At 42.8% G+C, this 24,290-nt stretch carries 17 protein-coding genes and 1 pseudogene; 15 read left to right on the plus strand and 3 right to left on the minus strand.

Annotation, left to right across the window (positions count from 1 at the left end):
* The first annotated feature begins 37 nt into the window (after positions 1-37).
* The 8 genes and pseudogenes from ACFOU2_RS20345 (at position 38) to ACFOU2_RS20380 (ending at position 10,926) form a co-directional block, all read left to right on the plus strand.
* Entirely contained in the window at positions 38-1,873 is a 1,836-nt protein-coding gene (locus ACFOU2_RS20345) for an ABC transporter ATP-binding protein (protein WP_377918126.1), read from the plus strand.
* Positions 1,803-3,623 carry an ABC transporter ATP-binding protein gene (locus ACFOU2_RS20350; protein ID WP_377918127.1) on the plus strand — a complete coding sequence of 607 codons (1,821 nt, stop codon included), beginning with the start codon at positions 1,803-1,805 and terminating at the stop codon, positions 3,621-3,623. Before ACFOU2_RS20345 ends, ACFOU2_RS20350 begins: the two co-directional genes overlap by 71 nt.
* 434 nt (positions 3,624-4,057) lie before the next feature.
* On the plus strand, positions 4,058-4,216 hold the full coding sequence (locus ACFOU2_RS20355) for a hypothetical protein (protein WP_377918128.1): 159 nt from the start codon (positions 4,058-4,060) through the stop codon (positions 4,214-4,216).
* A 357-nt stretch (positions 4,217-4,573) separates the two neighbouring features.
* Positions 4,574-7,444 (plus strand): 2-oxoglutarate dehydrogenase E1 component, encoded by a 2,871-nt coding sequence (locus ACFOU2_RS20360; RefSeq protein WP_377918129.1) that lies wholly within the window; start codon positions 4,574-4,576, stop codon positions 7,442-7,444.
* A 76-nt stretch (positions 7,445-7,520) separates the two neighbouring features.
* A pseudogene (locus ACFOU2_RS20365) lies at positions 7,521-8,021 on the plus strand (biotin/lipoyl-containing protein); the annotation flags it as partial.
* A gap of 219 nt (positions 8,022-8,240) precedes the next feature.
* A complete protein-coding gene (gene hutP, locus ACFOU2_RS20370; RefSeq protein ID WP_377918130.1) occupies positions 8,241-8,690 on the plus strand; it encodes a hut operon transcriptional regulator HutP in 450 nt (149 codons plus the stop codon).
* Between the two features lie 112 nt (positions 8,691-8,802).
* The gene (gene hutH / locus ACFOU2_RS20375; protein WP_377918131.1) at positions 8,803-10,332 is read left to right on the plus strand and encodes a histidine ammonia-lyase; all 1,530 of its coding nucleotides are present in this window, start codon (positions 8,803-8,805) and stop codon (positions 10,330-10,332) included.
* A gap of 180 nt (positions 10,333-10,512) precedes the next feature.
* Entirely contained in the window at positions 10,513-10,926 is a 414-nt protein-coding gene (locus ACFOU2_RS20380) for a hypothetical protein (protein ID WP_377918132.1), read from the plus strand.
* Positions 10,927-11,144: 218 nt separating this feature from the next.
* Here the strand turns inward: ACFOU2_RS20380 and pdxR are convergent, their stop codons facing one another.
* The gene (gene pdxR / locus ACFOU2_RS20385; protein ID WP_377918133.1) at positions 11,145-12,002 is read right to left on the minus strand and encodes a MocR-like pyridoxine biosynthesis transcription factor PdxR; all 858 of its coding nucleotides are present in this window, start codon (positions 12,000-12,002) and stop codon (positions 11,145-11,147) included.
* Positions 12,003-12,114: 112 nt separating this feature from the next.
* On the opposite strand from pdxR, the gene ACFOU2_RS20390 reads away from it, so the two are divergent.
* Positions 12,115-12,561: a GNAT family N-acetyltransferase gene (locus ACFOU2_RS20390; protein WP_377918134.1), complete on the plus strand. Its 447-nt coding sequence runs from the start codon at positions 12,115-12,117 to the stop codon at positions 12,559-12,561.
* Positions 12,562-12,933: 372 nt separating this feature from the next.
* On the opposite strand, the gene ACFOU2_RS20395 is transcribed toward ACFOU2_RS20390, so the two are convergent.
* Entirely contained in the window at positions 12,934-14,112 is a 1,179-nt protein-coding gene (locus tag ACFOU2_RS20395) for a NupC/NupG family nucleoside CNT transporter (RefSeq protein ID WP_377918135.1), read from the minus strand.
* A gap of 601 nt (positions 14,113-14,713) precedes the next feature.
* Here ACFOU2_RS20395 and ACFOU2_RS20400 point away from each other — a divergent pair.
* From ACFOU2_RS20400 to ACFOU2_RS20420, 5 genes are all read left to right on the plus strand, one after another.
* A complete protein-coding gene (locus ACFOU2_RS20400; protein ID WP_377918136.1) occupies positions 14,714-15,760 on the plus strand; it encodes an XdhC family protein in 1,047 nt (348 codons plus the stop codon).
* Positions 15,757-16,392, plus strand: coding sequence for a nucleotidyltransferase family protein (locus ACFOU2_RS20405; protein WP_377918137.1), 636 nt, complete (start codon positions 15,757-15,759; stop codon positions 16,390-16,392). The genes ACFOU2_RS20400 and ACFOU2_RS20405 overlap by 4 nt, the downstream gene beginning before the upstream one ends.
* 223 nt (positions 16,393-16,615) lie before the next feature.
* The gene (locus ACFOU2_RS20410) at positions 16,616-18,982 is read left to right on the plus strand and encodes a xanthine dehydrogenase family protein molybdopterin-binding subunit (protein WP_377918138.1); all 2,367 of its coding nucleotides are present in this window, start codon (positions 16,616-16,618) and stop codon (positions 18,980-18,982) included.
* On the plus strand, positions 18,969-19,817 hold the full coding sequence (locus ACFOU2_RS20415; RefSeq protein ID WP_377918139.1) for an FAD binding domain-containing protein: 849 nt from the start codon (positions 18,969-18,971) through the stop codon (positions 19,815-19,817). The genes ACFOU2_RS20410 and ACFOU2_RS20415 overlap by 14 nt, the downstream gene beginning before the upstream one ends.
* Entirely contained in the window at positions 19,804-20,286 is a 483-nt protein-coding gene (locus ACFOU2_RS20420) for a (2Fe-2S)-binding protein (RefSeq protein WP_377918140.1), read from the plus strand. The genes ACFOU2_RS20415 and ACFOU2_RS20420 overlap by 14 nt, the downstream gene beginning before the upstream one ends.
* Positions 20,287-20,727: 441 nt before the next feature.
* Here ACFOU2_RS20420 and ACFOU2_RS20425 read toward each other — a convergent pair whose 3' ends face one another.
* Positions 20,728-22,161: a sigma-54 interaction domain-containing protein gene (locus tag ACFOU2_RS20425; protein WP_377918141.1), complete on the minus strand. Its 1,434-nt coding sequence runs from the start codon at positions 22,159-22,161 to the stop codon at positions 20,728-20,730.
* A 451-nt stretch (positions 22,162-22,612) separates the two neighbouring features.
* Between ACFOU2_RS20425 and pruA the strand changes: the two genes are divergently transcribed.
* On the plus strand, positions 22,613-24,160 hold the full coding sequence (gene pruA / locus ACFOU2_RS20430; protein WP_377918142.1) for an L-glutamate gamma-semialdehyde dehydrogenase: 1,548 nt from the start codon (positions 22,613-22,615) through the stop codon (positions 24,158-24,160).
* Positions 24,161-24,290 lie beyond the last annotated feature (130 nt).

Here is a 24,290-nt window from a genome sequence, read left to right on the forward strand (position 1 = left end):
GTTGCTACAAAATCATTTCTTCGAAGAGGAGGCAAAGATGTTAATTTTCAAAAAGCTGAAATCATTTTATCTTCCTTATAAGAAGGATTTTTTCTGGTCGATGTTGTTTTTGATGATCCTTACAGCGATCACTGTTGTTTATCCGATTATCTTGCAGTTAACCATTGATAAGGTGGTGCTTGGGAAACAATTTGATCTCGTTCCATGGATTGCGTTAGGATTTGTGGCGATTATGGCTGTAAAGGGAGTTTCAGCTTATATTCAGCATTACCTGGCAGATATGTTTGGCATTCAATCCGTGTACCGCCTTCGGAATGCTTTGTATGAAAAGCTGCAAAAGCTTTCTTTCAGCTATTATGACAATGCGAAAACGGGGGATTTAATGTCCCGATTGACGGCGGATGTGGAAGGATTTCGCTTCTTTTTATCTTTTGGCTTTACCGAAATTCTCCGCTTTATCATTCTTGTTGGCATCAGTTTGTGTGTAATGTTTTATTATTCGATCCCGCTCACTATCGCCACGATTGCCGCCCTGCCGTTTTTATCGGTGATCGTGTACCGGTTTGATAAAGAAGTTCACCCGGCCTTCAAGGGAATTCGCGAATCGTTCGGACGGCTGAACACCAAAGTGCAGGAAAATATAAGCGGGATTCATACAGTGAAGTCTCTATCGAAGGAAGAATTGGAGATTGAGAGGTTCAATGAAAAGAACGGTGATTATAAAGACAACCAGCTTGATACTTCAAAAATATGGTCCAAATACTTCCCGTTGATGGAGCTGATTGGAAACATTTGTGTCGTGGCTTTATTATCGTACGGGGGATACCTGGTTATCAACGAAAAACTGAACCCGGGAGAGCTTGTTGCTTTCTACAGCCTTGTTTGGTACATCTTGTGGCCGATTATGAATTTAGGGTTTACAATCAATATGTTTTCTCAATCAAAAGCGTCTGGTGAACGTCTTCTTGAGATTTTGGAAGCGGAAGAAAAGATTGTAAGCGAAGGGACAGGAGCCGTTAAAAAAATCAACGGCCAGGTGGTTTTTCAAAACGTCACTCTCCGCTATGGTGAGGAAGAGAAGGCTGCATTAGAAAACATTAATTTTCAAGCGGCTCCCGGAAAAACGATTGGGCTGATCGGGATGACAGGGTCGGGAAAAACAAGCGCAATCCAGCTTATTTCGCGTTTTTATGAGCCGGCAGCAGGAGCCGTTTTGATTGATGGCCGCCCGATTCAGGAGTATGACCTTAAAACGCTGCGGTCCCATATTGGGGTCGTTTTGCAGGAAACGTTTCTTTTTTCCTCCACTATTAAAGCCAATATTTCTTACGGAAGGCCGGATGCACCAATGGAGGAGATTATGGAGGCAGCCAAACGGGCACAAGCCCATGACTTTATCATGGAGCTGCCGGACGGCTATGATACGGTTCTTGGAGAAAGAGGGATAGGGCTTTCGGGCGGTCAGAAGCAGCGGATTGCCATTGCTCGTGCCGTTTGTATGAATCCAAGCATTTTGATTCTGGATGATTCAACAAGCGCGGTCGATATGGAGACTGAGTTCCGTATTCAACAAGCTCTTCGAGAAGTGATGAGAGGACGAACGACCTTTATTATCGCCCACCGGATTTCTTCCTTGAAACAGGCGGATGAAATTTTGGTTTTTGATAATGGGCGAATTGTCGAGCGCGGCAAACATGAAGAGCTGATTAGCCATTATGGACCGTATCAACGAATTTATGAGATTCAATATAAAGACCAAACAAAACAGCAGTCCTACAAACTGCAGCAAGGCAGGTGGAAGCATGGAGGAAAACCAAAAGGAAAAGCTGATATTGGAGCGGTTTCGCTATTCGCAGGACCTGGTGATCGATAAACCGTTTAACTGGCAGCAAATGCGGCGGCTATTAAGCTATATGAAACCTTATACAAGGAATTTGCTGCCACTCTCCTTTATGACCGTGATCATGTCAATGGCAGTAAGGTTAACGATTCCTGTTTTGATCGGGGTGTATACGCTTGATAAGGCCATCATTGAAAAAGACATGGGTTTATTGGTCACATTGGTCTTCATCATTTCGGCTCTTTATCTTTTATCATATATGGCCAACACGCTCAGGATTCGATGGATGAACGTGCTTGGCCAAAATGTTATTTATGATTTGCGGAAGCATTTGTTCACACATGTCCAGTCTTTGTCACACCGCTTTTTTGACCAGCGATCAGCCGGTTCCATTCTAGTTCGGATCATGAATGATATCAATTCCTTGCAGGAGCTGTTTACGAGCGGTGTTATTAATTTATTAACTGATTTTTTGCTGTTGATCGGAATTCTTTTCATTTTATTCTCGTTAAATATCAAACTAACAATTGCCATAATGATTATCCTCCCGATCATGTTCTTTATTTCCACCAATTTACGGAAAAAGATCCGCCTATCATGGCAAAAAGTTCGGATCAAGCAAGCAAAGCTCAACTCCCATTTGAATGAAAGCATTCAAGGAATCCGGGTGACACAGGCTTTTACGCAGGAAAAAGAAAACATTCAATTTTTCAATGGAATTAACAACGAAAACTTTCAAAGCTGGAAAGAAGCGGTTCAAAAAAATTCGGCGTTCGGACCGTTTGTCGAGATAACCAATGCGGTGGGAACGGCCATTCTCATTTGGTACGGCTCGAGCCTTGTAGCGAATGGAGAATGTACCATCGGGGAATTTGTTTCCTTTGCCTTTTACCTCGGGATGTTTTGGGAGCCCATTTCACGACTCGGTCAAGTATACAATCAGCTGTTGATCGGTATGGCATCTTCTGAACGCATCTTTGAATTTCTGGACGAGAAACCGATTGTGGCAGAAGCGGAACATGCCATTACGGTGGACGATCTTAAAGGTCATATCCAATTTGAAAACGTGGAATTTTCTTATGACGGGAAACGGAAAGCCTTAAATGGAGTTTCTTTTTCAATACAGGCGGGTGAAACGGTGGCTCTTGTCGGACACACGGGATCAGGAAAAACGACCATTGCCAATTTGATCAGCCGGTTTTATGATGCGACAGGCGGGAGCATCAAAATAGACGGTTATCCTGTCCGGGATTTGTCCATTAACAGCTTGCGGTCCCAAATTAGTGTCGTGCTGCAGGATACGTTTATTTTTTCCGGAACCATTATGGAAAATATTCGTTTTGGCAATCCAGATGCTGCTGATGAGGAAGTGATAGCGGCTGCAAAGGCAGTCGGGGCCCATGACTTTATTATGCAGCTTTCAAACGGGTATGAAACAGAAGTAGAGGAACGCGGAAATGTTCTCTCAGTAGGAGAACGCCAGCTCCTTTCTTTTGCAAGAGCTCTTCTGGCAAATCCGAAAATCTTAATTCTTGATGAAGCGACAGCAAGCATCGATACAGAGACAGAAGTGAACATCCAAAAGGCGTTAAAGGAATTGTTAAAAGAAAGAACGGCCATCATCATTGCCCACAGGCTCTCCACCATCAGGGAAGCAGATCAAATAATGGTGCTCGATCATGGAAACATCATGGAGAAGGGAAATCATGATACCCTGATGGAGGGAAAAGGAATCTATTGTGAGTTCGTTAAGGCTCAATATCGTATGCTGGATGTCGGTTAAATATGAAATGAAAGAAAAAGCCGGGCTTTCGCTGTATCGAACAGCGAAAGTTCAGTCTTCTCTGAAAAGGTTCTATTTCAAGAGCAGCACTGCTTTTTCTTATTCAGAATAGACAGAAATATACAATTGCTATCTCTTCAAATCGAAGAAATAGAACTTATTGATAATTGTCAAATAGAACTTGAAAAACACAAAAATTTTTTTGAACAAAATGAATTATAAAGATTTTGTGAACTTTCACTTTTGATTATTTACATAGGGCGACGGAATGGATTAGAATGACTGCAGCGGTAACAAAAGGTTATAAATAATCCTTGATGAAAATGGGAGTCCTGCCGGTTTGATCGCTGTATGAACTGAAAGCAGACTTATACATATGTTCACTGGCTGCCCGGGGAAGAGATAAAAAATCATATAAATGGAGGAAATAATGTATGTGGGTAATCACTGTTTATTCAAAAGGTAACACAAAAATGTTTGAGTATGACACAGAGGTGGAAGCGAAAGAGGCATTCAAAAATATTCAAGGCTGCAAAATCCTTTCCCAAGTGGTTTACTTTAATGACAAATGTTTCTCTGAATTCGCATATTAATATTTCGCCATCAATTAAGATAAAGGGGCTGGTCGAAAAGTGCTCTTGCTTTTCCACCAGCCCCTTCGTGCAATTAAGGGCATATGAATGATTCATTGTTTGTGCTGTCAACTTTTTTTATAGTACTGTGAAAGCGGGTGCAAAATCGGGCATGCGCTTTCTTTGTTGTGGCTAACGAAATGTAACGTGTTGAAAAGAAAAGTTTTTGAATGGTTTTTAAAATTGATTTATTAACACCCCATTTATTTTGGGTAATATAAAAAATGTGCGTGCATATATAAAGCTCAATGAAGTTCAGATTATTAGAAATATTGTATAATAGAAGAGATGAACAAGCACAACTGGGGGAGATAATCAATGGGAATGAAACAAAATGAACAAAATCCGTGGCACAAATTCCATGGTCCAAACCTCGGTTATGTCATGGAGCAATATGAACGGTATATGAATGATTCAGATTCCATTAGTGAGGAATTAAAAGAGCTGTTTCTAAAATGGGGGGCGCCTCCCTCTTTTGAAGAGAACCGCATCAAAGAAGTTGAGGATGATTTGCCAGCTATTTCTCAAAGCACAACAAATATCGAAAAACTGGTAAAAACGGTAAAGTTGGCAGAATACATCCGATCATATGGTCATTTGGCAGCGAGAATCAATCCCATGGAGGAGAGCGCAAAAGATGACCATTTATTGAGCCCGGCATATTCAGGTTTGACCGAAGATGATTTGAAAGCCATTCCAGCTAAGGCCGTTTGGGCTGATGCACCGGAGGACATCCAAACAGCAGCTGATGCCATCAAGCGTTTAAAAGAGGTTTATACAACTTCCCTGGCTTATGAGTTTGATCACGTTCACAATCTCGAAGAACGAACATGGCTCACACGTATGGTGGAGACGGGTTCCTCGCATCGCTCGTTCTCAAAGGAAGAACAGGTGGAACTGTTAAAAAGGCTGACAGAAGTGGAAGGATTCGAAAAGTTTTTACATCGAACGTTTGTCGGCCAGAAACGATTCTCCATCGAAGGGGTAGATATGCTTGTACCGATGCTTGATGAGATGATTAGGGAAGGTGTTCACGATGGAGTGCGCAATGTCATGATTGGTATGGCCCACAGAGGGCGCTTAAATGTTTTAGCGCATGTGCTAGGAAAGCCATACGGCAACATCTTCTCGGAATTCCACCATTCTCCGAATAAAGAGCTTGTGCCATCGGAAGGCTCAAGAGGAATCAACTACGGATGGACGGGAGATGTGAAATATCACCTGGGAGGAAAACGGTCGATTGCAGAAAAGGAGACCATCCGTGCACGCATTACTCTGGCGAACAATCCGAGCCATCTTGAATTCGTCAACCCTGTTGTGGCGGGATTTGCGAGAGCGGCCCAGGAAGAACGGCACAAGGCGGGTTATCCTGTCCAGGATGTTTCTAAATCATTTGCAATTTTAATTCACGGTGATGCAGCATTCCCGGGGCAGGGAATTGTCTCTGAAACACTCAACTTGGGGCAGTTACGAGGTTACCAAACAGGAGGAACCATTCATATCATTGCCAATAATTCGGTGGGCTTCACAACAGACAGTCCGGATTCCCGTTCAACCAAATATGCCAGCGACCTTGCCAAAGGATTTGAAATCCCGATTATCCATGTAAATGCAGATGATCCAGAAGCGTGCCTGGCAGCAGTTTACCTTGCCTATCAGTACCGTGCGCGTTTTAATAAAGACTTTTTGATTGACTTAATCGGTTATCGACGATTCGGGCATAACGAGATGGATGATCCGGCTGTCACCCAGCCTCAGCTTTATCGGAAAATTGGTACCCATCCGACTGTAAGGGCATTATATGCCGGCAAGCTGCAAGATGAAGGGATTCTTAGTCGGGAGGAAGCAGAAAAATTCGATCGTGAGTTTCAAGAGAAACTGCAAGCTGAATATGACCATATTTCAGCAGAAGGGAAAGATGAGCGGGTATCGGAAGCAGAGGTACCGGAAGTAATCGCCAAAGGGATCCCGAATATAAACACTCAGGTATCGCTTGACACGCTTCGCGAGCTAAACAGCGAGTTGTTGAAATGGCCTGAAGGCTTTAACGTTTATCCGAAATTAAAACGAATCCTGGAGCGGCGTGCGCACGCTCTTGGAGACGAAGGAAAAGTCGATTGGGCATTAGCCGAAGTTCTGGCATTTGCAACCATTTTAAAAGATGGTACCCCAATCCGTTTAACAGGCCAGGATTCGGAGAGAGGAACCTTTGCGCATCGCCATCTCGTTTTACATGACACGGAAACAGGTAAGACATTTTCACCTCTGCATCGTTTGCCGCAAGCACGCACTTCATTTGCTATTTATAATAGCCCGCTTTCTGAAGCGGCTGTGGTTGGTTTTGAGTATGGCTTTAATGTTTTCGCTCCTGAAACGCTGGTATTATGGGAAGCCCAGTATGGTGACTTTGCCAATACTGCACAACCTTATTTTGATCAATTCGTTTCGGCAGGGCGGGCAAAATGGGGCCAGAAATCTAGTCTTGTGCTTTTATTGCCGCACGGCTATGAAGGGCAAGGGCCGGAACATTCAAGCGCCCGCCCGGAACGCTTTTTGCAGCTGGCAGCTGAAAACAACTGGACGGTAGCCAATTTGACAAGCGCTGCTCAATATTTTCATATTTTGCGTCGGCAGGCTGCTATTGCAAATACGGACTATGCCCGGCCGTTAGTCATTTTGACACCGAAAAGCTTGCTGCGCCATCCGCTTACGGCTTCACATTATACCTCATTTAGTGAGGGAAGCTTCCAGCCGGTTATCGAGCAGCCTAAGCTAGGGGAACGAGCAGACAAAGTTGAGCGTTTAATTTTAACAACGGGCAAAATGGCGGTAGATCTGGCGGCAGAAATTGAACGGGATCAGGATAATCAAAATCTGGATTGGTTTCATATCGTTCGTGTTGAACAACTGTATCCGTTTCCAAAAGATAAGGTTGAAGCCATTTTACAACGATACCAAAACTTGAAGGAAATTGTCTGGGTACAAGAGGAGCCGAAAAATATGGGAGCATGGCATTATCTCGCACCGATTCTTTATAATCTTTCTTCTGGCCGCTTAAAATTAAGATATATCGGACGTCCGGATCGTTCGAGTCCTGCAGGTGGAGAGCCAAATGTCCATAAAGTAGAGCAAGAACGAATCATCCAGCAAGCCATCAGCCAAGGCAGTACATCGGGTAACAGGACATAGAAACAACTCTAGCCAAACATCAAAAGTTAAATCCACTAGTTCATTTCGTTTTAAGAAACCGGGGAGGAGATTCAGCATGATTGAAATCAAAGTACCTGAACTTGCAGAGTCCATTTCAGAAGGAACGATTTTACAATGGCTTAAAAAGGCCGGAGACAAGGTAACAAAAGGGGAAAGCATCGTGGAGCTGGAGACGGACAAAGTCAACGTAGAAGTTAGTGCAGAACATTCAGGTGTCATCACAAAAATTTTAAAGGAATCAGACGATACGGTTACAGTTGGCGATGTGATTGCTATTTTAGAAGAAAATGAGGCAGAGGGGGCCATTTCAGTCATACAGGAAGAACTGCAATCTTCTGGGAAACGGGAAGAAGGAACGTCCGTTAACCAAGCGAGTGCTCAGTCGGAACAAGAGGCCGAAACAGCAAGACGTCGAGTTGCTTCTCCATCCGCACGAAAACTTGCCAGAGAATTGGGGATTGACTTGAATGAAGTGAAAAGCGGGGATCTCCTCGGAAGAATCCGGCCAAATGATGTTAAAGCCCATGCAGAAACGGCAAAACGGGAAGCTAAAGCGGAATTGGAAGGATAACAGTTAGCAGAGTAAAAGAAAATGGATCGGAAAAGCTGCAAGGTGCTTCTTGATGAAGGCCTTGCGGCTTTTCTTTACCAAGATAATGAAGCGCTCTGCTAACTTTGTAAAATATGGTAAAAATCTGTTGACCGATTAAGAAGTCTTGCTTACAATAATGGTAAGTTATTAGTTTATTTAGAAAATTCCAAAAGAGGTAATGCCATGAGTAAGGAGTACGACAGACGAATAGGTCGCCATGCCGTTTTGTATGCGTTTGCGGAAGAAGGGGAAGAAGCATCGTTAACAAACGGATTTGCGCGAATGAATTGGCGTTACGGAAAAGGAAAAGTCGGTGCGATGGAGCTGCAGAAAATTGTTGCGGCAATTGAAACGTCTGCGAAAAGACAAGGTGTCGTGAATCCAGATATTTACCGTGAAATGCATGCATTGTATCATGCCATTTTAGAGGCGATGCATGGAGTGACGCGCGGCCAGATTGAACTAGGCGGTCTTTTGCGTACAGTAGGACTAAGATTTGCCGTTGTAAGGGGCAGACCATTTGAAAACGACAATGAAGGCGAATGGATTGCCGTCGCTTTATATGGAACGATTGGGGCACCGGTTCGCGGATTTGAACATGAAGCGATTGGGTTAGGAATCAATCACATTTAAATATTGTAAGCCTATAGTTTACTAGTATAATAGGGGGCTGTATTGACGACGGGATACGTCTGTCAATATGGCCTCCTTTTTATGCGGCAAAAAAGAGGGAGGGGTTTAGTGAATGGTCGTGTTAACCGGTCAATCGTTAACGATTGAGGATGCAAAGAACGTGTTATATGAATATATGTTTGTATCGGCTTCGGTCGAAAGTATGAAAAAGGTTGAAAAAAGCAGAGAAGCAGTTGAAAACATCGTCAAGCAAAAGAAAGTGGTGTATGGGATTACGACGGGATTCGGAAAGTTCAGCGATGTATTGATCGAATCAGATGATGTTGAAGAACTGCAATGGAATTTGATTCATTCCCATGCATGCGGAGTGGGAGAGCCGTTTCCGGAGGTGGTTTCACGGGCAATGGTACTTCTTCGCGCAAATGCCTTATTAAAAGGGTATTCCGGTGTCCGAACGGTTGTGATTGAGAGATTGCTGGATTTGCTGAATGCCCGCATCCATCCTGTCATTCCCCAACAAGGGTCTTTAGGGGCAAGCGGGGATTTGGCGCCGCTTGCCCATTTAGCCCTTGTGTTGATGGGAGAAGGCGAGGTGTTTTACCAGGGCGAGCGTATGGAGGCCATAACGGCATTGTCGAAAGTGGGCATAGTTCCACTGACACTTAAAGCGAAAGAAGGCCTTGCTTTAATTAACGGCACACAGGCAATGACGGCAATGGGTCTGGTCAATTATATCGAAGCGGAACAATTGGCCTATCAAACGGAGGCGATTGCTGCTTTAACGTTAGAAGGCCTGCGCGGTATTGAGGATGCATTTGACCCGCGTGTTCATGAAGCGAGGGGATACCATCAGCAAACCGAGGTGGCGGAACGTATTCGCCGGATGGTAAGCGGCAGTCAGCTCATCACGAAACAAGGAGAACTGCGAGTGCAAGATGCATACTCTCTTCGATGCATTCCGCAAGTTCATGGAGCATCGTGGCAGGCACTTGATTATGTGAAGGAAAAGCTGGAGATTGAAATGAATGCGGCGACTGACAATCCGTTGATTTTCGATGATGGGGAGAAGGTCATTTCAGGCGGAAACTTCCATGGTCAGCCGATTGCGCTTGCAATGGATTTTATGAAAATCGCCGTAGCAGAGCTTGCCAATATCTCAGAGCGCCGCATTGAACGTCTTGTGAATCCACAATTGAATGATTTGCCGCCGTTTTTAAGTCCTGTACCGGGTTTGCAGTCGGGAGCCATGATCATGCAATATTGTGCAGCTTCGCTTGTTTCCGAAAACAAGACACTCGCCCATCCGGCAAGCGTGGATTCCATTCCATCTTCGGCGAACCAGGAAGATCATGTGAGCATGGGGACAATCGCCTCCCGCCACGCTCATCAAATTATTCAAAACGTTCGACGTGTGTTGGCAGTTGAGCTCATTTGTGCGCTGCAGGCTGTAGAGTATCGTGGAATCGAAAAGATGGCTTCTTTTACAAAATCTTTGTATGAAGAAGCGCGCAAGCTTATTCCGAGCATCACTCAGGATCGGGTATTTTCAAAGGATATCGAAATTGCAGCAAGCTGGTTAAATAAGATGGATTGGAAAGCTTTTGTTGATCGGAACTTACCCACCACACAATATGGATATTAAGGTATGTTCATTATCATTACGGGGTCAACCATGTAGATACCGTCTTTACAAAGGAGATTATCGTGTACGAAGGGAGAAAAAGGTTTGAAGATTAAAGTAACAATGTTATAGAATGTCATAACCACTTCCATTTGAATAATGATATATATAACAGAATGATGGCGATGGAGTGAGGAGCCGATGGAAAAAGTGAGTGAAGTAAACAATGCCTATAATAATGGCGAAAATAAAGATTTAATCTTGGATCTTGAGAAGCAAGCGGTTGCGGGTGTCTGGATTCAAACCTTCGGACTTATTATAGAAGCTGTTAGTTTATCAAAGCTGCTTCTAGTCAGCGAGGAATTGAACACACCAGGTGAGAGACAAATTACTTTAGGTGTGTGGATTTCGACAATCGGGCAACTAATTGAAGCGATAGGAGCATCAACAGAAATTTCCACAACGGATAGGACAATCATCATTGAAGGTCAAAAAATGGCCATAACGGGTGACTGGCTTAAATCATTTGGAGCTGCCATAGAAGCAACGGGCGGAACGAAAGTATTGTCCGAAGAGCAGCAAGCAGTAAGAAGACGGCCATCTTTCGTCCCTTAAACACAATTTTTTATCTTAGTGTATTGTGGAGTTAAAGGAGAAAAGTGGATGGTCATTCAATTTGAGTCGCTAAATAAAAGAGAAGCTGACTAATATGTAATACTGAATCTACAATTATTAGATATTAGACAGTATTATTACATGACGACACATGTTGTTTAACAATGTAGTTTAAAGGTGTATCAACAATTTGGTTGATACACCTTTTTTGGGGGCTTTTATCGCTCTTTTATCACTACATTAATGATAAAGCGTTGCTCTTTTTCTCTTGCCCACGCTAACAACTCCAGCCTTCTTGATATGGGCATGATCATCCCTAAAGGAAACTGATGGGAGGGAGTAACATAGACAACGTTGGGAGATTTCTCAACAAGCTGCTGTATATCTATCCCTTGTTCATCAAGAGGAATGGACTTTACTTGGATGCCAACTTGTTGAAATACATGTCTCGTACGATGGAATCCCGGATCTTCCATGGCATATTGGTTTTCGTTACCTAAGAGTTGACATAAAAGGCTTAATAAATATTGAGTACCCGCCCCCAGCACGATTTGGTCGGGATGACATCGGACACCCCTGGATTGATATAAGTAATGAGCAATTTGACCAAGAAGTGATTCATCACCTTGAAGATGATCATTAAAAAAGAGATGACTTTCTTCCAGGTACAACGATTGAAGTGTATATCTCCTCCAGGCATTATAAGGAAAGTGAGACACATCTATCTTTCCATGATTAAAATCTACCCTTACCCTCTGAGGTTTTTCTTCACTGATTTTTTCGGTTAGGGTTAAAGGCATAGGTGAAGTTTGAGGAAAAAGATTTCCTTCCACATAGGATACAAACATTCCTTTTCGAGGCTGACTTTCAATATACCCCTCTGCATATAGTTGTTGGTAAGCACTTTCTACTGTATTTTGACTGACTTCGAGGTAACTCGACAGCTTTCTCTTAGAAGGGAGCTTCGTTCCTGATAATAAACGACCACACTGAATTTCTCTTTTTAAGTAGGCGAACAATTGCATATATAAAGGCTCATTTTTCGTACGGTCGAGATTAGGGGTAATTTCCATCATACATACTCACCTCTTTCTAAACTGGCATTATAAATTATATCAGAACTGGTCCTATTGAAGGGATCAGTTTTCACTTATAATCAAAGCAAGTCAGAAGAGAGGAGTAAAAGATATGAAAACAACAGCTATCGTTATTAAAGAATTAAAAGAAGAAAAGGAGTGGATCGAGGCATTTCCAGTTATGAAGCAACTCAGAACTCACCTAGACCAGCCTTCCTATTTGGAATTAGTAAAAGAAGCTTATCAAAATGAGGGATATAGAATGGCAGCCTTATATGATCAAGAAAAATTAGTAGCTGTTACGGGATTCATGCCAATGACCACACTCTATAATGGACGGTTCATTTGGGTATGCGATCTAGTAACGGATACTCAAAATCGTTCTAAAGGTTATGGGGGAAAATTGCTCGCTTTTGTTCACGAATGGGCTCAAAACCATCATTATCCCATTGTTTCACTTTCCTCTGGTTTGCAAAGACAAGATGCTCATCGTTTTTATGAGAATAAGATGAATTACGAGAAAGTAAGCTATGTCTTTAAAACGACTGTGCTTTCCTAAAGTTATCAACAGGCTTTTCTTAATAAGCAAAAAATATGAATAATTAATTATGTAATGCTCAATTTGCATATGGTCCTTAGAGGAAGTCTCCATAGCGCCCCCCTTGCCTCACAAGGGGGGCGCTATGATTTTTTTATCATTTATATAACTTTTACGAAACCGTGATAAAAGGAGTGGGAAATCCACTCCTCTTCTTTTTCCTTATAATTGTTAAACAACATGTATTTATTGTGAGATTAAGCCTTAAACTTCACTTTCTGTGTCTTTCAGTAAAAGAATGTCATCAGCGTCTCTTTTATTTTGAATAGATAGTGATGATTGATTATTTCGCAATGCCCTATGAGCATGAACGAGCTTGCTTCGCTTTTCTTATTAAAGCATTACACTAACGATAACAGCAGATAACACACTTACTAATGTCGCCCCATATAAAAGCTTTAACCCGAATTTTGCCACGACGTTCCCTTGGTGTTCGTTCAGTCCTTTGACAGCTCCGGCGATAATTCCAATCGAGGAGAAGTTGGCAAAGGAAACAAGGAAGACGGAAATAATCCCAACTGTTCGTGCGGAAAGAGTGTTGGCGATGTTGGATAAATCCATCATCGCGACAAACTCGTTCGTTACGAGCTTGGTCGCCATAATACTGCCAGCAGTAACAATATCAGATGACGGCACCCCCATGATAAAGGCGAGAGGGGCAAAAACGTATCCGATGATTTGTTGGAACGTAAGACCAAATGCCATGTCAAATAAATCGTTAATGGCCGTAATTAAGGCAACAAATCCAATCAGCATCGCACCGACGACGATGGCGACCCGAAAACCATCCATAATATACTCGCCTAACATTTCAAAGAAAGACTGCTTTTCTTCAACCACTTGAAGAATGTCTTCCTCATCGGATACATCGTACGGATTTACGATATTGACGATAATAAATCCGTTAAACAAGTTCAATACTAAAGCGGTAACGATATATCTCGGATCAATCATTGTCATATAGGCGCCGACAATGGACATCGAAACGGTTGACATGGCTGAAGCGCAGAGGGTATACAAACGGTGCTTCGGGATTTGTCCAAGCTGCTTTTTCACCGTAATAAATACCTCAGATTGTCCCACCATTGCAGAAGCGACCGCATTGTAGGATTCAAGTTTGCCGAGACCATTGACTTTACTTAACACATATCCGATCCATTTAATGATGAATGGCAAAATTTTGAAGTGCTGCAAGATTCCAATCAACACAGAGATAAACACGATTGGAAGCAGGACGTTTAAGAAGAATGGCATTTCGCCTTTGTTGGCGATTCCGCCAAACACGAAGTTGATCCCGCCTGCTGCGTACTTAAGCAATTTCTCGAATACACGGGAAAAGGCTGTAATTAAAGCCAAACCAAATGTTGTGTTCAATAATAAATAGGCTAAAACGAGCTGGATAACCAACATGATGATAATCGGTCTGTACTTAATGTGCCGTTTGTTGTTGCTTGCAATAAACGCCAAGAGAAACACGACAACTAAACCGACTAGAAAAGTGACAAATTTCATATAAATCCTCCTAAAGCTGCCCGAATCAAAGATCAATGTTTTCAAAAAAGGCGGTACACGTATTGTCTATGCTTAGCATATATAAACGAATAATTTATATTCGTGTATTGTAAGAGAACTTTTTATTGATTATGAAAACATTTATGTGAAATATAGTGAAACTTAATGTTCTAACATGTCTCTGCGGTTTTTCGCCTTATCCCATACAATAGGTGTCCCTCCTTCGATGTGTATGGCAAAATCAGGGCTCTTGTTGGATATGGTCGAGTGTAATATTTATAAATTTTGACAATACATTAATTATGAATTCGATGGTTTATGAAGGAGCATAAATATAATTCTTTCTATATGAATCCACATAAAGAATTTGACATGAGCAAAAAGCGCCCATGTCAAATTCTTTACGCATAAGCGGCCGCCAAGCTCCCTTTCGGGTTCTTGTCAACCGCTTATATGAGAACCTTTGTAAGCTCATTCAAGATGCAAGAAAGGGAGGACCCTGAATAGGATAGAGCAGAATGACTTATGTTAGAAAATTAAATTGGATTTATATAAAATGATTCGCTTAACACAAACTCGCGGGATGTGGAGGAACCTAAAAGTGAATATTTACGACATTTTAGATGCGGTAGAAACGTCAGAACAAGACGGTGTTCTCGCCACTATTATTCATGTAGAAGGTTCGGCCTACTTGAAGGAAGGAACATCCATGATTTTTTGGGAAGATGGTACGCAAATTGGGATGGTAAGCCCAGGATGCCTTGAAGCAGATCTTGCCATACGAGCCCAGGAAGTATTTCGTGAAGGAGCGGCACGAACTGTTACGTACCATTTGGAAAATGAAGATGACTTTGGGTGGGGACAAGGAGCCGGATGTAATGGCATATTGTCCATTTTACTGGAGCCTTTAGATGAAAAGCTGAGAAAGCATCTTTGTATATTAAGAGTGTACTTGAATAAAAGAATCCCCGTTTTCCATATGAAAGAGTTAACTGAGGATTTGTCGCAAACGAAATATGCTTATGTACCGATGGACGGCCAAATTTTTGGAAATGAATGGAGAGAAGATTTGCCTTCCTGCCTCGAATCGCTCTTTCATAACGTTAATCCTTTTTGTCAAAAAAGTGGAATCGCGTCGTTGGGACATCCATCTCGATCGATTTATTTTCATCTTTATGAGCCAAAACCGCGTCTTGTTGTGTTTGGAGCAGGACGGGATGCTCAACCTGTCGTTTCTCTTGCGGCTTGTACGGGATTTTCTGTGACGGTGTGTGATTGGAGGCCGGCATTTTGCCATAGGGATCGTTTTCCTTCAGCAGACGGAATTGTTGTTGGTTCTCCGGAAGAGATTGTAGAAGAACTTTGCCTTCAAAGCAGTGATTTTGTTGTAATCATGACTCACCATTTCCAAAAAGACAGGGAAATCCTTTCTTATATTATGAAGAAGAAAGTGCGCTATGCCGGAGTTTTAGGACCGCATGAGAGGACGAGGCGGTTGTTGAACATAAAGGATATTCCTCCTTTTATTCATTCTCCCGTTGGTTTAGCGATCGGGGCGAAGGGACCGGAAGAGATAGCGGTCAGCATTCTTGCGGAAATGATTCAACATCTGCGAAAACCATTCGTTGAAAGGACCCATTCTATATGAACGAAGCGAAAATCATCGGTATTTATCTTGCGGCGGGAAAAAGCAGACGAATGGGTTCCAATAAACTATTTTTACCTTTAGGAGATGACCGGCTGGGCAGCAGGGCATTAAAGACGGCTCTTCAATCCAGTCTGGATCATATCGTCGTAATTACAAGACAAGATGATTTTCTTGAATGGGTTCACCCCTCTCTATTTTTAGAGCCGTTCAATAAAAGGTGGAGTTATCTTCCTTGTCCGAAAGCAGAACAAGGGCAATCGTTGTCTTTGAAATGCGGTATACAAAAGGCCCAAAGCCTACAGGCAGACGGGATTATCATTTTGCTTGCCGATCAGCCGTTCATATCAAAAGAAATGCTCGACGAACTCATTTCCCTATTCAATGATAAGAGATCATATGATTTTGTGGCAGCAAGTTATAACGACATTCCAAGACCTCCAATTTTATTTTCCAAGAATCAGTTTTCCCATTTATTAAAACTAAAAGGTGATGAAGGAGCCCGCAGATTATTGAGAAAAAGCGGATGCCATCATGGATTAATGAAACATTACGATGATTATGCCAATTTTATCGATATTGATACAAGAGAAGAGTATGAGCTTGTTAAAATGTTGTGGGATGGAAATATATAAATCCACATAAATCATTTGACGTGGATAAAAAACATCCACGCAAATGATTTACGCATAAGCGGCTGCCAATCTCCCTTGCGGGTTCTTGTCAGCCGCTTATACGAAGACCTTTGTAAGCTAGTTCAAGATGAAAAAACAGAAAGGCGCAAATAGAAGAAGGCTCGATGACAGAGGTTTAAACCTTAAGTGGGACTTATATAGAAAATTATCACTCTTTTAATATATGAGAATAAAAGAGCGAAAAGGAGGCACTGTATTGCTAATAATCGGAAAGAGTGTGATACGAAAAGATGCTTGGGAGAAGGTAACGGGCACAGCGAAATATACAGATGACTACATCACACAGGGAATGCTGTATGGACATATGATCATTAGTCCATATGGGCATGCCAGAATCACCAAAATCGATACATCAGATGCATTAAAAGTACCTGGTGTTCGCGCCATCCTGGCCGGACAGCAGTTTCCCCTGACAGGCGAGGAGATCCGTGACCGGCCACCCATCGCGGTTGAGAAAGTACGGTATCATGGAGAAACGGTAGCTGTAGTCGTAGCGGATACTCCTGTACTGGCCAAGCGTGCAGCGGATCACATCAAGGTTACATATGAACCTTTGCCTGTCGTCAATTCTCCGACCGAGGCCCTTCAAGCAGATGTCCCGTTAGTTCATGAAAACCTAGGAGCATATAAGAGGCAGAAAAGAGTTTATCCAGAGCCGGGCACCAATATTGCCAACCGTACGAAAATACGAAAAGGGAACATGGAACAAGGCTGGTCAGAGAGTGATGTCGTGGTGGAAGCCAATTTTTCCTTTTCTCCTTCTGACCATGCTGCGATGGAAACGAGATGCTCACTGGCTGAGATTCGACCAAATGGGACCGTTATCATCACCACTTCTTCACAGGCACCTTTTATGGTCAAAAAGCTGCTTAACGAGTATTTTGGTGTGGAAACAGGAAAGGTGATCGTCAATACGCCTTTAGTGGGGGGGGCGTATGGAGGGAAAGCATCTGTCCAACTGGAACTCCTGGCGTACCTGGCCTCAAAGGCGGTTGGCGGCAGGTTAGTGAAATTATTGAATTCAAGAGAGGAAGACATTCTAACGTCTCCGGTCCATATCGGGCTGGATGCGAAAGTGAAGTTAGGTTGTTCAAAAGATGGCATCATAAAAGCCGCGGAAATTCTCTATTTGTTCGACGGCGGGGCCTATTCGGATAAAGCGGCAGATATGAGCAAGGCTGCTGCAGTTGACTGTACGGGACCTTACCATATCGAGAATGTATGGTGTGACTCGCTGTGCATGTATACCAACCATCCGTATGCAGCTCCTTTTCGAGGGTTCAGTCATTCCGAACTCTTGTTTGCGATTGAAAGGACCATGGATATACTGGCAAAGAAACTGGGAATGGATCCTCTGGAATTACGCTACAAAAATGCGATTAAACCAGGACATACGACCCCTACCCGTGTTCTTTTGAATTCAAGTAACGTGGGGAATTTGCCCGAATGTATTTGCAGATTAAGGGAATGGATGAATTGGAATGAAGGCCAACGAATCGAATTAGGTAAATATAAAGTAAGAGCAAAAGGCATCAGTTGTATTTGGAAAACGTCGACCATTGAATCGGATGCAAGCTCAGGTGTCATTTTGACGTTCAATTCCGATGGAAGCATTAATTTAATGTCGGGCGTTATTGAAATTGGCACGGGAACGAAAACCATTCTTGCGCAGATATTGGCTGAACGACTGAAAATGGATGTTAATAAGGTTTATGTTCGAATGAAAGTAAACACCCAGACTACACCCGAGCACTGGAAAACGGTGGCCAGCCGAGGGACTTTTATGGCAGGAAGGGCCGTATTGGAAGCGGCAGAGGATGTGATGAACCAGCTCAAGGAAGTGGCATCGTGTGTGTTACGGGCAGCCAAAGCAGATTTAGAGATAGCGGACGGAAGAGTGTTTCTGCGGGATGAGCCGCGTACGGGGATAGATATAAAAGATATTGCTTACGGCTATAAATATCCGAATGGAAATGCAATCGGCGGACAAATCATCGGCCGAGGACATTATATGTTAAGGCGTATGACGTACTTAGATCCAGAGACAGGAGCAGGAAAACCCGGGCCTGAATGGACAGTTGGCGCTCAGGGAGTAGAAGTAGAGTTTGACACAAGAACATATCGGTATCGAATACTAAAAGCAGTCACTGTCGTGGATATCGGAAGAGTATTAAATGAGAAAACAGCAATAGGCCAGGTGATGGGTGCCATGAGTATGGGACTGGCGTTCGGGGGAAGAGAAACGTTTTGGTTTGATCAATACGGCAGGGTACTGAATCCTCAACTTAGAACATATAGGCCGATGAGATATGGAGAAAATCCGGAGTATATCGTCGATTTTGTAGAGACTCCACAAATTGATGCACCTTATGGGGCGAGAGGGGTTGGAGAGCACGGGTTGCTTGGAATGCCTGCCGCTTTGGGCAATAGTTTGACGGTTGCAGCAGGTGTGCCTTTGAATCAGTTGCCGCTCATTCCCGAGTTGATTTGGAGAACGAAGGAGGGGGGCGTCCAAAATGATTTCATTTGATTTTGAGTATTATAGACCCGCATCCATTCAAGAAGCAATTGAATTGTTTCAGAGATTGGAAGGAGAGGGCAAGCAACCGATTTATTATTCCGGAGGCACAGAAATTATTACACTTGGTCGGCTGGACCTGGTTGTGACGAAAGCTGTCATTGATATAAAGGGGATTCCGGAATGCCGGGTTCTTCAATATGAAGAAGATTATTTGGCGTTAGGGGGGGGCTTGTCTTTAACCGAGATTGAAGAAGCGAATTTGTTTCCTTTGTTGAGCAAGACAGCAAGCGAAGTGGCTGACCATACGGCTCGTAATAAAATAACGGTAGGCGGAAATATTTGCGGCCAAATTTTTTACCGTGAGGCGGTTCTTCCTTTCCTTTTGACGGACAGCCAGGTGATTACCGCGGGTTTAAACGGTTTAAGAACGGAACCCATCAATACCGTATTCAATCAACACCTGCAGTTGGAAAAAGGAGAATTTCTTGTTTTGCTGCTAACGGAAAAAGATTATCTTGATATGCCTCATATAAGCATTAAAATCAGACAACAATGGGATACAGGTTATCCATTGGCAACCATTGCAGCCATCAAAAAAGAAGAGCAAGTACGTGTAGCCTTCAGCGGGGTTTGTCCCTTTCCTTTTCGCTCAAAGGAAATAGAAGAGGAATTAAATAATAAACAGCTATCACTCGATGAAAGGGTGAATCGAGCCATTCGCCTTCTGCCTGAGCCCATTTTGGATGATGTGGAAGGATCGGCGGAGTATCGGAAGTTTGTTATCAAAACTACGTTGGTGGATATTATAACGGGACTGGAAGGTGATGAACATGCAATCATCTGACATGATCAAGCTAACTGTCGCATTGAATGTGAATGGTGAGGAAAGGATCGCCGCTTTTAGGCCGGCCGATACACTTTTATACGTACTTCGCGAACTGCTTGGACTCACAGGGGCAAAACCCGGCTGTTTAAACGGGGATTGCGGGGCGTGTACGATCATAGTGGACGGCCGCCCGATGAAGTCCTGTATTATGCTTGCCATTGAGGGTGCAGATAAGGAGATCACCACAATAGAAGGATTAAAAGATGCACCCATTCAACAAGCTTTCGTTGACCATTTCGCCTTTCAATGCGGTTATTGCACACCTGGATTCATCATGAATTGTCATGCACTTGTTCATCATCATCCTAATGCTGATGATAATACGATTAAAGAATGGCTGGAATCCAATATTTGCAGGTGTACCAGTTATAAAGAAATAGAGGATGCCGTTAAGGCGGTTTTGAATCAAAATCAAACGCCATCATGATGGAATAAAATGGTTTATAACTTGATAAATGGTATATTTCAGCGAAATAAAAGCTTGCTAACTTGCGAAAGTGGTTCATCATCGCACTATTCGTCTAGTTACAGGCTTTTACTTTTTGAATACCATAATAACATTCATGAAGATGGCTTTGACCGATTTTCCAACGATTAAACCATCAAAAGGGGGCGTATTTCTTATAGCGCTGCCTTTGATTATCTTTATCTTTTTCTTTACACAACCGAAGCAAAGTGATGTATAATGTTTAGGCTGTGTAATGCCAAAAGCTCAAGTTCCCGCCCATTGAACTTGAGCTTTTGCTATTATGTTCTTCTGTATGAGCCCAGATTAACTTGTTAACCTTTGCCACAAGTCTTCCTCTATCCAGGCCTTTCTTTTCTTTCTCCTTGAATCGACTTACAAAGGTTATGTGGATTCATGTAGTTATCGCTTTTCATCCAACACCATATCCAGCTTCCTGATCCGATACTGTAAACTTTGCCGGCTCAATCCGAGAATTTTGGCCGTTTTGGAAATGTTGAAATCGTTTTGCTTAAGGACTCGTTCAATATAATACTTTTCAAACGAATCCATTTGGTCCTTGAGCGGCACCGGTGTATCCATATCGTGAGCAATAAAGGATTCGACAGGTGAGACTGGCGTCATTCTTTCTTTTAATTGTGACTTATTCCGGTATTGAAAGGGAAGATGGGCATATTTGATGATTTCTTCATCGATCATGATGTTCATGGCGGCTTCAATAATATGCTCCAATTCACGTACATTGCCTGGCCAGTCGTAGGAAAGGAACGATTGAAAGACCTCTTCGTCAATCCCTTTTACGTCCATTTGAAACAATCCGTTGTACTTTTCGATAAAGCGCTGCGCGAGCGGCAATATGTCGTCTTTTCGCTCCCGTAACGGCGGAATGAACAAAGTCACGACGCCAAGGCGATAGTACAAGTCTTTACGCATACGGTTATTGGCGATGGCGTCAATCGGATCTTCGTTCATGTTGGCGATCACGCGTACATCAATCGGGGTATCTTTCGTATCGCCGACCCGCCGGATCGTTTTTTCCTGAAGAGCACGCAGCAGCTTTGCCTGCAAGTTTGGGTTTAAGGAGTTGATTTCATCCAGCAGGAGCGTGCCGCCTTCAGCTTGTTCAAATAAGCCGGGTTGGTCGATCGCTCCGGTAAAAGCTCCGCGCTTTGTCCCAAACAAAAGACTTTCGATTAAGTTATCAGGAAGAGCCGCGCAGTTTTGTGAAATGAAGGGGGCTCCTGACCGGCTGCTTCCGTTATGGATGCTTTGGGCAAATAATTCTTTTCCTGTACCTGTTTCCCCGACAATCAAGACATAGGAAGATGTGCGAGTAGCCCTCTTGGCATTTTCAATCACTTCCTGGATGGCAGGACTGCTTCCGATGATGTTGTCAAACGTAAATCTCGTATTGCCTTTTCGCTTCATATTGTTTTTGATTAAACGTTCAAGTTTGGTCACGTCTTTGGCAATTTCAACGGCACCTTTAATTTCACCGTCTTCAATAATGGGAAACGTATTGTTAATGGTCGTTATTTCTTTCCCCTTATTATTGAAATACGTCTGCTTTACATTAATCGTTTCTTTTCCTTCCTGTAAAGCCTCGACAAGGGTACTGCTTTGTCCTTCCGTAAACATGAACACGTCCATTAAATTCTTATTTAAAACGTCCTGGATATCCATCGACTCAATTTCCATCATCTTTTTATTGTAGATGATCGTCTTCCCCGTTTGATCTACCGCGTGAAGTCCGACATCCACTTCATCTATAATTCTCTCATATATTTGATTTATATATTGTAAATAGGCTAAGGTAAGTTGTTTTTGTTCTCCCATGATTTCTTCTCCCTAATGTAAGCATCTTCTCCTGATCCCGTTCTGATAGATGGTTGACTGCCTTTCTTTGAAAAGGAATAACCGTCCGTCAGAACACGATAAGTACAACAAATCAGCATTGTTGTACTTTAGTTGTAGCAAATCTTTTTATTTTCTGCAAACTTTTTTTGCGTAGCAACACGCAAAATATTTTTTCGTACGCAAAATATTTTTGCGTTTTTGGAGTTGGAAATAGGGTAGAAAATCTATAAAACTGCAAAAATTTTTAGGTATATACATTCAATTTAATGGTTCAACATCATTTGTCGTTTTTTGTATTATTTATAGCTTTCCTATTCTGACAGCTTTAAATAAGCGTTGTCCCATTTTTTTGTGGATTTATATATAAGTTGGCACGGAACTTGCATATTATTTTTAGTGAAGAAACAACTAGACTAGGAGGAATTAAAACATGACTGTACCTTACAAGCATGAACCATTTACAAATTTCGCAACCGAAGATAATAAAAAAGCGTTTCAGGACGCATTAGCATACGTGCAAACACAACTTGGAAAAGAGTATCCGCTAGTTATCGGAGGAGAGCGCATCACAACGGAAGAGAAAGCTATATCCATCAATCCTGCCAACAAAGAGGAAGTAATCGGAAGTGTGTCGATGGCCGATCAAGAATTAGCAGAAAAAGCTATGCAGGCAGCACTGACAACGTTTGAAACATGGAAGAAATGGAAGCCGGAACACCGTGCAAACATTTTATTCCGCGCCGCTGCCATGATGCGCCGCCGCAAACATGAGTTTTCCGCTTATCTTGTAAAAGAAGCCGGAAAGCCTTGGAAAGAAGCGGATGCGGATACGGCGGAAGCGATCGACTTCTTAGAGTACTATGCACGTCAAATGCTGACATTAAAAGACGGCATTCCAGTGAACAGCCGTGAAGGTGAGTTGAACCAATTCCATTATATCCCGCTTGGTGTGGGAATCGTTATTTCTCCGTTTAACTTCCCGTTGGCGATTATGGCTGGAACAACTGTAGCAGCCCTTGTTTCTGGAAATACGGTATTGCTCAAACCGGCTAACTCAACTCCTGTTATTGCAGCAAAGTTCGTCGAATTAATGGAAGAAGCGGGCCTTCCGGCAGGCGTATTAAACTTTGTTCCAGGAAGCGGTTCTAAAATTGGTGACTACTTAGTCGATCATCCAAAAACTCGTTTCGTATCCTTCACAGGATCTCGAGAAGTGGGCTGCCGCATTTATGAGCGTGCATCAAAAGTAAATCCGGGCCAAATCTGGTTAAAACGTGTTATCGCAGAAATGGGCGGTAAAGATACAGTTGTTGTCGATAAAGATGCGGATTTAGAATTAGCAGCATCTTCAATCGTATACTCTGCATTCGGATTCTCCGGTCAGAAATGTTCAGCCGGTTCCCGTGCGGTTATCCACCAGGATGTATACGATGCAGTGGTAGAAAAAGTGGTAGCTTTAACAAAAACATTAACAGTCGGCAGCCCCGAAGATGTAAACACATACATGGGTCCGGTTATTGATGAAAAATCGTACAACAAGATTATGAGCTACATTGAGATCGGTAAAAAAGAGGGCATGCTTTTGGCAGGCGGCGAAGGAGATGACTCTAAAGGTTACTTCATTCAGCCCACCGTTTTTGCCGATGTGGATGAAAAGGCTCGTTTAATGCAAGAAGAAATCTTCGGACCGGTACTGGCAATCTGCAAGGCCCGCGATTTCGATCATATGATGGAGATTGCGAACAACACAGACTATGGCTTAACGGGTGCGTTGATTTCAAATAACCGTGAACACATTGAGCGTGCACGTGAAGAATTCCATGTAGGAAACCTTTACTTCAACCGTGGATGTACGGGTGCAATCGTTGGATATCAGCCGTTTGGTGGATTCAATATGTCAGGAACAGACTCAAAAGCAGGCGGGCCTGACTACTTGCTTCTTCATATGCAAGCCAAAACGACATCCGAAACACTTTAAATCCACATAAATCATTGGACATGGATAAAAGACATCCATGTCCAATGATTTACGCATAAGCGTTTGTCAAGCAACCTTATGGTTTCTTGACAAACGCTACGCGAGGATCTTTTCAGCCTATTCAAGGAGT

The organism is Bacillus songklensis (genome assembly GCF_042649685.1).
GTDB classification, from domain to species: Bacteria; Bacillota; Bacilli; order Bacillales; family Bacillaceae_H; genus Bacillus_BA; species Bacillus_BA songklensis.